The 11681-nt window shown below is 59.7% G+C and carries 20 protein-coding genes; 6 read left to right on the top strand and 14 right to left on the bottom strand.

Features of this window, described 5'->3' with window-relative positions; genetic code table 11:
* Positions 1–13: 13 nt before the first annotated feature.
* The gene (gene sucD, locus GKE73_RS04755) at positions 14–898 is read left to right on the top strand and encodes a succinate--CoA ligase subunit alpha (protein WP_230369286.1); all 885 of its coding nucleotides are present in this window, start codon (positions 14–16) and stop codon (positions 896–898) included.
* Positions 899–1043: 145 nt separating this feature from the next.
* On the opposite strand, the gene GKE73_RS04750 is transcribed toward sucD, so the two are convergent.
* From GKE73_RS04750 to GKE73_RS22545, 5 genes are read right to left on the bottom strand one after another with little or no spacing between them, the layout of a single operon-like run.
* Positions 1044–1253 carry an LEA/WHy family protein gene (locus tag GKE73_RS04750; protein ID WP_230369285.1) on the bottom strand — a complete coding sequence of 70 codons (210 nt, stop codon included), beginning with the start codon at positions 1251–1253 and terminating at the stop codon, positions 1044–1046.
* Positions 1225–1497, bottom strand: coding sequence for an LEA/WHy family protein (locus GKE73_RS04745; protein WP_230369284.1), 273 nt, complete (start codon positions 1495–1497; stop codon positions 1225–1227). The genes GKE73_RS04750 and GKE73_RS04745 overlap by 29 nt, the downstream gene beginning before the upstream one ends.
* 27 nt (positions 1498–1524) lie before the next feature.
* A complete protein-coding gene (locus GKE73_RS22555) occupies positions 1525–1878 on the bottom strand; it encodes a LysR substrate-binding domain-containing protein (protein ID WP_312854362.1) in 354 nt (117 codons plus the stop codon).
* On the bottom strand, positions 1875–2192 hold the full coding sequence (locus tag GKE73_RS22550; protein ID WP_280954771.1) for a LysR substrate-binding domain-containing protein: 318 nt from the start codon (positions 2190–2192) through the stop codon (positions 1875–1877). Before GKE73_RS22550 ends, GKE73_RS22555 begins: the two co-directional genes overlap by 4 nt.
* A gap of 41 nt (positions 2193–2233) precedes the next feature.
* Positions 2234–2416, bottom strand: coding sequence for a LysR family transcriptional regulator (locus GKE73_RS22545; protein WP_280954770.1), 183 nt, complete (start codon positions 2414–2416; stop codon positions 2234–2236).
* Positions 2417–2523: 107 nt separating this feature from the next.
* On the opposite strand from GKE73_RS22545, the gene GKE73_RS04730 reads away from it, so the two are divergent.
* From GKE73_RS04730 to GKE73_RS22535, 3 genes are read left to right on the top strand one after another with little or no spacing between them, the layout of a single operon-like run.
* Positions 2524–2937, top strand: a complete 414-nt coding sequence (locus GKE73_RS04730) for a CidA/LrgA family protein (protein ID WP_230369283.1) — start codon at positions 2524–2526, stop codon at positions 2935–2937.
* Between the two features lie 3 nt (positions 2938–2940).
* Positions 2941–3222, top strand: coding sequence for an LrgB family protein (locus GKE73_RS22540; protein WP_280954769.1), 282 nt, complete (start codon positions 2941–2943; stop codon positions 3220–3222).
* A 55-nt stretch (positions 3223–3277) separates the two neighbouring features.
* A complete protein-coding gene (locus tag GKE73_RS22535) occupies positions 3278–3625 on the top strand; it encodes an LrgB family protein (protein ID WP_280954768.1) in 348 nt (115 codons plus the stop codon).
* Positions 3626–4081: 456 nt separating this feature from the next.
* Here the strand turns inward: GKE73_RS22535 and GKE73_RS04720 are convergent, their stop codons facing one another.
* A complete protein-coding gene (locus tag GKE73_RS04720; protein WP_280954767.1) occupies positions 4082–5113 on the bottom strand; it encodes an amino acid permease in 1032 nt (343 codons plus the stop codon).
* Entirely contained in the window at positions 5040–5351 is a 312-nt protein-coding gene (locus GKE73_RS22530) for an amino acid permease (RefSeq protein ID WP_312854361.1), read from the bottom strand. The genes GKE73_RS04720 and GKE73_RS22530 overlap by 74 nt, the downstream gene beginning before the upstream one ends.
* Before the next feature lie 352 nt (positions 5352–5703).
* Here GKE73_RS22530 and GKE73_RS04715 point away from each other — a divergent pair, with 352 nt between their 5' ends.
* Both GKE73_RS04715 and pdxR read left to right on the top strand, forming a co-directional pair.
* A complete protein-coding gene (locus GKE73_RS04715) occupies positions 5704–6225 on the top strand; it encodes a GntR family transcriptional regulator (protein ID WP_230369282.1) in 522 nt (173 codons plus the stop codon).
* On the top strand, positions 6180–7280 hold the full coding sequence (gene pdxR, locus GKE73_RS04710; protein WP_230369281.1) for a MocR-like pyridoxine biosynthesis transcription factor PdxR: 1101 nt from the start codon (positions 6180–6182) through the stop codon (positions 7278–7280). The genes GKE73_RS04715 and pdxR overlap by 46 nt, the downstream gene beginning before the upstream one ends.
* On the opposite strand, the gene GKE73_RS04705 is transcribed toward pdxR, so the two are convergent.
* The 7 genes from GKE73_RS04705 to queC all read right to left on the bottom strand — a co-directional run bounded on the left by GKE73_RS04705 (position 7277) and on the right by queC (position 11563).
* Positions 7277–8038, bottom strand: coding sequence for an HvfC/BufC N-terminal domain-containing protein (locus tag GKE73_RS04705; protein ID WP_230369280.1), 762 nt, complete (start codon positions 8036–8038; stop codon positions 7277–7279). The genes pdxR and GKE73_RS04705 overlap by 4 nt on opposite strands.
* Positions 8039–8051: 13 nt before the next feature.
* Entirely contained in the window at positions 8052–8873 is an 822-nt protein-coding gene (gene bufB, locus GKE73_RS04700) for an MNIO family bufferin maturase (RefSeq protein WP_230369279.1), read from the bottom strand.
* 18 nt (positions 8874–8891) lie between these two features.
* Positions 8892–9152 (bottom strand): BufA1 family periplasmic bufferin-type metallophore, encoded by a 261-nt coding sequence (locus GKE73_RS04695; protein ID WP_230369278.1) that lies wholly within the window; start codon positions 9150–9152, stop codon positions 8892–8894.
* An 86-nt stretch (positions 9153–9238) separates the two neighbouring features.
* Positions 9239–9847 carry a radical SAM protein gene (locus tag GKE73_RS04690; protein WP_230369277.1) on the bottom strand — a complete coding sequence of 203 codons (609 nt, stop codon included), beginning with the start codon at positions 9845–9847 and terminating at the stop codon, positions 9239–9241.
* A gap of 12 nt (positions 9848–9859) precedes the next feature.
* Positions 9860–10141, bottom strand: a complete 282-nt coding sequence (locus tag GKE73_RS04685) for a 6-pyruvoyl trahydropterin synthase family protein (protein ID WP_230369276.1) — start codon at positions 10139–10141, stop codon at positions 9860–9862.
* 26 nt (positions 10142–10167) lie between these two features.
* On the bottom strand, positions 10168–10881 hold the full coding sequence (locus tag GKE73_RS26460; RefSeq protein WP_245393819.1) for a 6-pyruvoyl trahydropterin synthase family protein: 714 nt from the start codon (positions 10879–10881) through the stop codon (positions 10168–10170).
* A 1-nt stretch (position 10882) separates the two neighbouring features.
* Positions 10883–11563, bottom strand: coding sequence for a 7-cyano-7-deazaguanine synthase QueC (gene queC, locus GKE73_RS04670; RefSeq protein WP_230371398.1), 681 nt, complete (start codon positions 11561–11563; stop codon positions 10883–10885).
* Between the last annotated feature and the right edge of the window lie 118 nt (positions 11564–11681).

Genomic DNA, 11681 nt, shown 5'->3' with positions numbered 1-11681 from the left:
GAAGGAATAGACCATGAGCGTATTGGTTAACAAAAACACAAAAGTGCTGGTGCAGGGTTTCACCGGCAAGAACGGGACTTTCCACGCTGAACAGGCGCTGAAAGTTGGCACCAAGGTAGTGGGTGGCGTGACACCGGGCAAGGGTGGTAGCGAGCATCTGGGTTTGCCGGTGTTCAATACCATGAAAGATGCCGTGCGTGAGACCCGGGCCGACGCCTCGGTGATCTATGTACCGGCGGCTTTTGCCAAGGACTCCATTCTGGAAGCGCTGGACAGCGGCGTGAAGCTGATCGTCTGCATTACCGAAGGCGTGCCGACGCTGGACATGCTGTACGTGAAGAAAGCCGTGGACGAAGGCTTAGTACGCCTGATCGGGCCGAACTGCCCCGGCATCATCACTCCGGGCGAGTGCAAGATCGGCATTATGCCGTGGCACATCCACAATCCGGGCCGTATCGGCATCGTGTCCCGTTCTGGCACGCTGACCTATGAAGCCGTGGCGCAAACCACCGCCTTGGGTCTGGGCCAGTCCACGTGTATCGGTATCGGCGGTGACCCGATCCCGGGTACTAGCCACATTGATGCGCTGAAACTGTTCCGGGATGATCCGGATACCGATGCGATCGTGATGATCGGTGAAATTGGCGGTACGGCGGAAGAGGAAGCGGCCGAGTTTGCCAAGACCTATGTGACCAAACCGGTGGTTGGCTACATTGCCGGGGTGACCGCTCCCAAGGGCAAGCGCATGGGCCATGCCGGTGCCATCATCTCTGGCGGCAAGGGTACGGCTGAGGAGAAGTTCAAAGCCTTTGAACGCGCGGGTATTGCCTATACCCGTAGCCCGGCTGAAATCGGCAAGACCATGTTCGAGTTGCTGCAAAGCAAAGGCATGCTCTGATCAAGCCAAGTGTTCTTGCTCTGAAAACGCCACCAGACGGTGGCGTTTTTTATTGCGCTGGTCAGTGGTGTCATCGACTGATGGCGGTGTCACTGAGGTACGAGGTTGGCCGAACTCTCCGGTGTTTCGGCCAACCTTGTACTGCTTACTGGGCGCGTAGCGGATTGTTCCAGCTGCCGCGGCTGGTAAACGGAATGCGCCCCCAGCCATTGAGCCCGTCCAGATAGCCCTTGATTTCGTAGTCCAGTTTGCCGTCCGGTTTTTCCATGAATTTGCCAGCCTGTTTCAGCCAACTGCCCAGCGAGGTATAGAGCCGTAGCTTGATTTTACCTTCGCCGAGAGCCGGGATGGCCACGGCACTGGTTGCTGACGCCGGTGGCCAGTTTCTCGCCCGCGACGTTCAGATCAAAACTGATGCCCTTGGCGGTTAGTTCGCGATTATTGGGGTTTTGCACGCGCAGCGTCAGATCGAAGGATTGTTCCAGTAGCGTGGTCTTAACCGGTTGAATGTCCGCGATATGGATTTGCGGCTTTTGCAGGCTGAAGCTGGCACAGCTGGTGAGCAGTACGGCCAGTAGCCGGGCCATGACGGTTTTCATGAGAGCGATTCCTTGTTGCAGTCGGTGTTATTCCATGCCGCCCAGTACATCGCGGGTGACGGCAATCCAGGCCCGGGCGGCATGAGACAGATAGCTGTTTTTGCGCCAGATCAGCCCAAGGTGCCAGATCAGGCGGCGGTCGGACAAGGGAATGACATCGTAAACCTCCCGGTCCAACGGTTCCACTACCGAACGTGGTAGCAGGGTTACGCCCAGCCGCGCGGCCACCAGTTTCACGATGAAGTCCCAGTGTGCGCTGCGTCCGACGATGTGCAGGGGTTTGTTCAGCTCGCGGAAGGCATGGGTGATGCGGCTGTACAGGGTAAAGTCTTCCGGGTAGAGCACAAACGCCTGATCGGCGATTTCCGCCAGATGGATCACCGATTTCCCATGCCGGGTGAACCTGCCGGGGCAATCAGACACAGCGGATCGCGCACCACGGCAAACTGGTCGAAGATCTGATTGTCGACCGGCAGTACTGCCAGCCCGATTTCCAGTGCGCCCGAACGGATGCTGTGTTCGATGCCGAGGGCGCCTTCTTCCACCATCTTGAGCTCCACCCCGGGGTAGCGCGCGCGGAAGGCGCTGACCACCGGCGCGAAGAAAGCCACCCCCATCATCGGCGGCAGGCCAACCACCAGTTCGCCGCTACTGAGCGAGGCCAGGTCGTTGAGCTCGTTTTTCAGCTGGCTCATGGCGGACAGAATTTCGCGACCTCGCTCGTAGGTGACGCGGCTTAAGCATCGGTCAGGCGGAAGTGCCGCCCTTCGCGCAGGATCAACGGCATGCCCAGTTCGTCTTCCAGCTGTTTGACCATTTTGCTGATGGTGGGCTGTGTGACGAATAGCGCTTCGGCCGCTTTAGTGAAGCTTTGCCGTTTTACAACTTCGGAAAAATAGCGCAGCGCGCGGATATCCATGTTTAGATTCCATTATGGAATTGATCTGATAATTTTAATTCATTTTTTGAATGGCTTTGGCAAGACTATACTCTGCATCACTCCCTGTGTTGTGTTGTGGCTCAATCATGGCGACCCATTTTATGGCAGTGAAACAGACATTGATGACGGTAAGTCAGGTTGTCTTGCTCAGTGCGGTGTGGGTGGGCGCAAGTTGGTTGAGCGGCCAATTCCTGCCGGAAGTGCCTGCCGGAATACTGGGCATGAGCTTGGTGCTGGCAGCGCTCTGGCTGGGGTGGCTTCCGTTGGACTGGTGCCGCAGTGGGGCGCGTTGGCTGTTGGCCGAAATGCTGCTGTTTTTTATCCCGGCGGTCGTTGCCGTGGTGCAGTATCCACAGGTCATCGCTGCCGCAGGAGTACGGATTGCACTGGTGATTCTGCTTTCCACCATGATGGTGATGGCGGCAACTTCGTTTGCTGTGGATCTTAGCTATCGGTTGGAACTGGTGTGGCGTCGTCGCTGGCGTCACCGGGAAGTGTAAGCCATGGAGCATGAAATTGCGCTGGGTTGCCTGCTGGTAACGATAGTTTGTTACTGGGTAGCCAAGCAAGTATATGGCAAGACGCATCAATGGTGGAGCGCGCCGATTCTGGCGGCACCGCTGGTGTTGATTGCCTTGGTGGTGGTGGCCAGAGTGCCTTACCACACCTATTTTGAAGATACCCACTGGCTGACTTGGCTGTTGGGGCCCGCTACGGTGGCGTTTGCTGTGCCGATTTATGAGCAGCGCAAACTGATCCGCTTAAGCACTGGTTACCGTTGTTGAGTGGTGTGCTGGTTGGCATGCCGGTGGCGGTGATCAGTTCGGTCTGGTTGGCGCGTTGGCTGGATCTGTCGCAATTGCTGCAGAAAAGCCGGCCCCGCGCTCGATCAGTACACCGTTTGCCTTGGCGGCGGCACCGAGTATTGGCGCTTCGCCCGATTTGACGGCGGTGTTTGTGGTGGTAACCGGCGTATGTGGCATGTTGATTGGTGAATTGATGCTGGCCTGGTTGCCGGTACGTTCCCGTCTGGCCAAGGGCGCGTTGTTGGGCGCCGCAGCACATGGTGCCGGAACGGCCAAAGCGAATGAACTGGGTGCGGAAGAAGGCGTGGTGGCGAGCCTGACGATGATGTTGGGTGGCTTGGCTACCGTATTTGCCGCACCGTTGATTGCCTGGATTGTGTAGCAGGCTGAATGTAACGATTTTGTTGTAAACCTGCATATCGTGGGAGTGGTATGCAATGGTCTCTCCTCTTGTTCTCCCTTCATAACGAGCGTTGTTAGGTGTACCCTTGTAGCCCATTTTTTTGCCGTGTTGCGGTCTTTTCTGCATTCCCACTCATTACCTGCAATGCTGATTACCTGTCGCATCGGGGACGGAGCGAGCCGATGGTGTGGGCAGACGGTTCTTTATTTGGATTGAAGGTTGGCCGAATGATGGATGTGGTGTGAGCCACGAACGCGGCTTGGGAGACGTCGATGATTGGCTGTGGCCATCCGCTACGAGGCCGATGGGGGAGGATAGGGCCAATGGCTAGCCAGCATGCGGCGGTAGGCCGGGAGGGTTGTCATGAAAAAAACCGGGGCGGAGGCTCCGTGCTGTTGTCAGCGCGAAGGCTCTGCCCCGGTCAGGTTCTGGCGGTTACTGTCGGTTTATTTGGTGGTTAAGCAGCGGTTGGCGCCATGGCGTGCCAAAGGCACGGGCGCGGAGCCAGCCGACGACCATCAAACCGATGGTGAGGACGGCGGTGCCAATGACCTCGATCTGGTGATCCGGACGAATGGCCATCAGTACCAGTACGGCGCAGATGAAACCGATCACGGCCCAGGTCAGCCAAGGGAAACACCACATGCGGAAGGACGGCGTCTGGCCCTTGGTGTCCATCAGTTTGCGCATGCGCAGCTGCGAGATGGCAATCACCAGATAGACCAGCAGGGCGATGGTGCCAGAGGTGGCCAGCAGGATATTGAACACTTCTTTGGGTACCAGATAGTTGGCAATTACCACCAGGAAGCCAACCACCATCGAGCCCAGTACCGCCATGCGCGGGGTGCCATTGCTGTCGGTACTGTTGAAGATTTCAAAGGCATCCTGACGAGCCGCCAGCGAGTACAGCATGCGCGAAGCGGTGTACAGCGCGGAGTTGAGGCAACTGGCTACGGAAACCAGCACGATGACATCCACCAGCGCCTTGGCGTGCGGGATGCCGATCAGTTCCAGCGTACGCTGATAGGAACCGGCCAGCGGCAGTTGCGGATCGTTCCACGCTACCAGCGAAATCACGACAAAAATGGAACCCAGATAGAACAGGCTGATCCGCCAGATAACCGAGTTGGTCGCCTTGGCGATCTGTTTGTCCGGATTGTCGGATTCGGCAGCGGCGATGGTGACGATCTCGGTGCCGAGGAACGTGAACATGGTGGTCAGCATGGCGCCCAGTACGGCACCAAAGCCATGCGGCATGAAACCACCACGGTCAAACAGGTGAGAAACACCGCTGACCTGGCTCGTCGGGATCAGGCCAAGGATGGCGGCACCGGCAATGGCGAGGAACGCCACGATGGCCACCACCTTGATCAGGGCAAACCAGAACTCGAATTCACCGTAGTTCTTGACGCTGAACAGGTTGGTGATGGTGAGCAGCGAGGTGATGCCCAGCGCAAATGCCCACATCGGCACCGAGCCGAACCAGGGCGTGCAAAATGGTGGCGGCGGCGTTGGCTTCCAGCGGAATCACCAGTACCCAGAACCACCAGTACAACCAACCGATGATATAGCCCGCCCAGTGGCCGATGGCGCGATCGGCATAGGTGGAAAACGAACCGGTATCTGGCTGGGCAACCGCCATTTCACCCAGCATGCGCATGACCAGAACCACCAGCATGCCAGCGATGGCATAAGCCAGCAGCACGGCCGGGCTTCGGCGATGGCGTGGCCGGAGCCAACAAACAACCCGGCGCCAATCACGCTTAAGCAATGGACAGCATGGTGACATGCCGTTGCTTGAGCCCGTGGCTCAAACCTTGAGAAGGTGCACTCATTGATCGTTCTTCCTTGCCTGAAAGTCGTCGTGCCACATTTGGGCAGCCAGACTTCCTCTGTAGTTGGCCGAATTCCGGTAGGGGAGGGTGGCCAGAGTCAATTATGTTTTTTTATCAGCAACCTAGAAGGCTGCATCGGCGGCAGTGTAATCATTGATTGGTGATAGAATTAGACCCAATTCTGTTTTTTTAATGGAGCCAATTGGTTCCGATACTGTCACCATGCCAGCCTCTCGTTTAGCCGCCACCCGCCCCCATTCCCTGTTGGCCGATTTGTTGCAACTGCGCTTTGCCCATGACAGCGAGGAATCGGACAACAAGCAGCTGTACCGGCTGTTGCGCGAGGCCATCTTGCTGGAGGAGCTGGTGCCCGGCTGTCGGCTACCGTCGTCGCGCCAGCTGGCGGCTGAATTGGGCATCGCGCGCAATACGGTGATTCATGTCTATGAACGGCTGACGGCGGAAGGCTATGTGGCCGCTTACGTAGGCAAGGGCACGTTTGTGCTGGATACCCGGCCCGACAAAATGGTGCGCCAGCGTCAGGCCACGGCTGACCAGCCAGAACCGGCCAGCAAGGTGTTGCCGCTGCTGTCGCGGCGCGGTGCAGGCTTAATGAATCAGGCTGGTGCCGGTTTGCGGCAGTGGGGGGCGTTCATGCCCGGGGTGCCGGAAATGCGGGCTTTTCCGTCGCGTACCGGGTGCGCCTGCATAACCGCTACTGGCGCAAACCGCTGCCAGAATTAATGACCTATTCGGTGGACACCGGTTTACCTGTCTTGCGCGAGGCGCTGGCCGATTATCTGCGCACCTCGCGCGGCGTGCGCTGTGAACCGGAGCAGATCATCATCACCAACGGGACACACGCCTCGCTGCAACTGATTGCCATGCTGTTGTGCGATCCGGGCGATAGTGCTCGGGTGGAAAACCCCAGTTATTGGGGGGTGCACAGCGTGTGGCGGACGGCAGGGCTGGAAACGGTGCCGATGCCGGTGGATGAAGCCGGTTTGCAGGTGCGTGAAGGCATGCCGTGGGAACAGCCACGGCTGGTGTTTGTGTCGCCGTCGCACCAATACCCGTTGGGGGCGGTGATGAGCCCGGCGCGCCGTCGCCAGTTACTGGCGTATGCCCATCGCAATCAGGTGTGGGTGGTGGAAGATGATTACGACAGCGAGTTCCGCTACGGCCGTCCGCCCCTGCCATCGTTGCAAGGGCTGGATGAGCATGGCCGCGTGCTCTATCTGGCGACGTTTTCCAAAGTGCTGTTTCCCGGCTTGCGGCTGGGGTACATGGTGGTGCCCAAAGAACTGGTCGAGCCGTTCCGCACCGGGTTGTCCGAGCTCTTTCGCGGCGGTCAGTATCTGACTCAGGCGGTGTTGGCCGATTTCATCATGGAAGGGCATTTTGTCTCGCATATCCGGCGCATGCGCAACTTGTACGCGGCCCGGCGCGAAGCCTTGTTGTCTGCCATTGACAACGAGTTTGGCCAGAGTCTGCCGATTCATGATGGCGCTGCCGGTCTGCATCTGGTGCTGGGGTTGGCCGAAAAGGGCAACGATCAGGCGATCAGTGCCGATGCCTTGGCGCGCGGCATCATCACCCGGCCGTTAAGCCGCTATTACCGCGCGGGGACGACGGCGCAACAAGGGCTGTTGCTGGGCTATGCACCGGTGGATGAAGATGAAATTACCCGCTGCTTTGCCACGCTGGCGCAATCGATCCGCCGGGCATGGCCGGTTAGGCCGTGCCAGGTTTGGGGTGTGGCCCGTAGCGGGCAAGACGTTGGTGCTGACGAGCGCTAGTCTTGGCCGGGCTGGTCGGCCAGACGAAAACCGCTGAGTCCGTGTTGCTGAAACAGCAATAGCAGGCTGCTTTGCAGATCAAGCTTGGGGTCGAGCGCCAGCGCTTGTTGGGTGGCGCCGTCCAGCGTCTGCCCGGCCGCCAGACTGGCGATCAGCGTGGCCTGTGCGCGGCTGATACATTGCACGGTGACCTGACCCGCGCACCGCGTGACCACGACGTTTTCTGCGATGGCTTCAATCTGTTGCAGCGCTGCATCCGGGTTGGCGTTTTGATGGGCGAGCCAAAGCGTGCCAATTGGCCAGTCGGAGCGCAGCAAGGTCAGGGTGGGTGCCAGTTGCAAGGTCAGGTTCGGCCAACTTGCTGGCGGAACCTTGGCCAGAGCCGCGCTGTCGAGCGGGGTGAAATCGGCTGCGTAGTAGGCCCGATGTACAGCCCATTCCAGCTCTGCCAGATCGGGCAAGTAAGGCAGGCTTTGCGCCGGGGCAAACCCGGCCAGCCAGTGGGCCAGTTCTTGACCGTAATGATGCAGATTGCCGGAGCGGGACGGGTGTTGCTCGATAAACGCGGCGGCCAGCGCGTTGAAGAATTCGTCCCCCACCAGTTGCTTAAGCAAACCGGGTAAATGAATGCCAGTGTTGAGCGGAGACCGACGCGGTAGTTGTTGCGGTAGACCGCCAGCGCGGCCGCTGGCAGTGCAAGGTTGGCCGAAGCGTCGTACTCGGGTTGTGCGATTAACTCCAGCAAGGTCTGTTGCCATGCCTGCCAGTCGTTCATGCCTGCTCCTGCAAGATGGCTTGTGCCTTGTCGGCTTCGGCTTGTAAAACCGCCAGCGGGGGAATGTCCAGATCCCATTCAATCAGTGTTGGGCGTGGGCCAAAGCGCGCGATGACCTGACGATACAGCTGCCACACTTCCGGGTGCACCGGCTGGCTATGGGTATCGACCAGCAAACCGAACTGCTGCGAATAACCGGCCAGATGGATCTCGCCAATCGCGTCGGGCGGCAGCGCCGACAACACCGCGTCGATGTCCACGCCCAGATTGACGTGATTGACGTACAGGTTGTTGACGTCCAGCAGAATGCCGCAGCCGGTGCGCTTGACCAGCTCGGCCAGAAACTCGCCTTCATGCAGGTCGTTGCCGGGAAACATCAGGTAACTGGACAGGTTTTCCAGCAGAATCGGCCGTTGCAGCACATCCTGCGTTTCGGCGACGTGCGCCGCTACGCTGGGTAACGCCGCCCGGGTGTAGGGAATGGGCAGCAGGTCGTTGACGTAACGCTGGTCAGAATGATTGAACGACAGGTGTTCCGACACCGCCGCCGGTTGCAGCTGCTCCACCAGATGTCTGAGCGAGGCCAGATGCTGACGGTCGGGGCGCTCGGCTGACCCCAGCCCCAAACCGACGCCATGCAGCGACAGCGGCCACTCTGCGGCGACCTTGTGCAGCATGGCGAGAGCCTCGCCGCCGTCGAAAAAATTCTCGCTATGCACCTCTACCCAGCCGAGCGGTGGCCGCTGCGCCAGCACCTGATGATAGTGCGGAGCACGCAGCCCGATGCCACTGCGGCAGGGGAGAGTGGTCAGTGCCATGGCGCGGGCTGGCGTGGCTTATTTCTTGGGTTGCAGCGAGCCGCCCAGTTTTTCGCAACTGCCTTTGGCAACAAACTTCCAGTCACCCAGATCGTGGTCAGCCTTGGCTTGGGCGGCACAAGAGTGGACGCCGGTGGCGGAAGCACAGTCGTTTTTGCCTGCCTTGGCGATGCCGTAGCATTTTTCCTTTTCGCCAGCATGGACCGTGGCCGGGGCCAGTGTCCCCATGGCGACGACAGCACCGAGCGCGGAGGCAATCAGTTGTTTGGAGGTGGACATGTTAAGTTCCTCAAGAAGGGATAAGCGCGTATCCATGGCGATTGGTCTGGCTGGCGCGCGGCAAAGTTCAACGAATGTTGATCACTTTATGGCTTTGCAGCGATAGTTTCCAGCGCGGGTGGGCCAGACAGTAGGCGATGGCGGCCTGGGTGTTGGCGGCGCGCTGCGGGCCATCCATCGGCTGTAGGTAAAAGTGCTCGAACGACAAGTGCGCTACCGTTTCCGGCAGTTGCGTGGCTTGTGGATAGACCAGCTTCAGTTCCTGACCGGAGGTTTGTTGCAGCGGTGCGCCTTGGGGCTGACACAAATCCAGTCGATGCCTGCTTAAGCGCGGAGATGGTGCCGTTGGTTTCCACGGCAATCTCGAACCCGCGTTCATGCAAGGCGTCGATCAGCGGTGTATCCAGTTGCAGCAGCGGTTCGCCGCCGGTAAACACCACGTAGGGTGTGCCACCAGCATTTTGCGGCCATTCGCTGGCAATGCGTTCGGCCAACATGGTGGCGCTGGCAAACTTGCCGCCATCCGGGCCAGTGCCGATGAAATCGGTATCGCAAAACTGGCAGATGGCCTGATCGCGGTCGCGTTCCAGCCCGTTCCACAGGTTGCAGTAAGCAAAGCGGCAGAATACCGAGGCGCGTCCGGCCTGACGGCCTTCGCCTTGCAGCGTGTAGAAGATTTCCTTGACGGTATACATGGCGTGGCGTCCTTACAGCAGCGGCCAGCGCATGTCGTCGTGGAACATCAGCGACACGCCGCGGTTGTCGTGTTCCATCAGGTCGATGCGTGTCAGTTCCGGCAACAGTGGTGACAGGTGCGCATGGACCCATTCGGCTACCGACTGGCTGTCGCCGTTGCGGATGCCGGTCAGGCGGTCGAGCGGGTTGTGGTCCAGTTGGCGGTATACCGGTTTGAAACGGTCTTTCACGTCGCCAAAATCCAGTACCCAGCCCATGGTGTGATCCAGTTTGCCGGTCAGCATCAGCCGCATCAGATAACTGTGGCCGGTGTAGTGGCTTAAGCGTCGTCAAACGGCACGGCGCTTTCAAATGTCTGCTCTTTCCAGATACGGAAGCGTTCGCCGTCGTACTGGCTGCCAGCGGTATGGGTTTCGCGCACTTCCACCCATTTGAGGCCGTTAAGGTTGGCCGAAAGTTCGTTATACAGCCAGTGGGCGATGACTTCGCTGGTGGGGTTGGCCAGCCCTTCCATCTCGTTGAGGTAACGGTGGTTGAGGCGGGCATACAGCGGTGCCCGGGCGGCTTGCAGATCGGCATGGCTGGCATGCGCCGCATCGGCCACCAGCCGCACGGCAAAGCTGTGGCCGTGCAGGCGGCCGCACTTGTGGCCAACTGGCACTTGCGGCAGTTGGTGGGCGGCCTCGAAGTGCACGTGAATCCACACGTAGGCGCTGCCGTTTTCCACCGTGACGCCACGGTCAGGCGCGCTGCGCAGCGCCACCGCCACCGGGCTGGACAGTGTGGCCGCCAGCGAGTGGGCGATGGCCAGATCATCGGTATCCGCCAGACGGCTGTTCAGATCGGCATAGTTGAATGGCGCCACCGCTTCGGCCAACGCGGCTTTCAGCGAATCGCCATCGGTATGGGTGACATCGGCGCGGGCCAGCACATGAAAGCTGTGACCATGCAAATTGGCTTGCGGGCCGGACGCCTGTTCCACGCGGCGCGCGGCTTCAAAACCGGCCGCCGCCAGTACGTAAGCAGCGTGCATATCAGGCTCCCTTGCAGCGTTCGACCAGCGGGTCGGCCACGCCCGCTTCGGCAAAGCCCTTGGCGCGCAGCAGGCAGGCGGCGCAGTGGCCGCACGGCGGCTGTTCACCGTTGTAGCAGGTGTGGCTGTAGGCCAGCGCCTCCATGGCGCCCACCTGTTCGGCCAACTTGACGGTTTCAGCCTTGCTCAGATACATCAGCGGCGTGTGCAGTTCCACCCGGCTGTCCATGCCGAGGCGCAGCGACAACTCCAGCGCCTTGAGGGTGTTTTCGCGGCAATCCGGGTAGCCGGAATAGTCGGTTTGCGCCACGCCGGTGACCAGATGACGGATGCCACGGGTGTAGGCCAGCGCGGCGGCAAAGGTCAGGAAAATCAGGTTGCGGCCCGGTACAAAGGTATTGGGCAGCGCTGCGCCGTTCTGTGCGCCGCTTTCCGGATCGATGTCGTCGTCCGTCAGCGCATTACCGCCAATGGCGGCAAAGGTATCGATCGGCAGCACGGTTTGCGGGACACCTGCCATGGCGGCGATGGTGCGCGCGCTTTCCAGTTCCACACGGTGGCGCTGGCCATAATCAAAGGTGACCGCCTGCACGTTACCGGCGCCAAATTTTTGTAGCGCCCAATACAGGCAGGTGGTGGAGTCTTGTCCGCCGGACAGGACTACCGGGCTTTTTCTTGCGATTTCATCATCGGCATCCGTCTCGAGAAACAGTCGAGGTCAGGGAGGTTTAGGCTGCTGTTGCGCACACGGGATCGGTCTCACCCGGCACAGCGTGGCGGAAGTCAGGCTTCGCCGCAGC

It is taken from the genome of Paludibacterium denitrificans, assembly GCF_009707705.1.
Classification (GTDB): Bacteria; Pseudomonadota; Gammaproteobacteria; order Burkholderiales; family Chromobacteriaceae; genus Paludibacterium_A; species Paludibacterium_A denitrificans.
The sequence above is the reverse complement of the archived record's forward strand: the minus strand, read 5'-3'. Positions and strand labels throughout refer to the sequence as shown.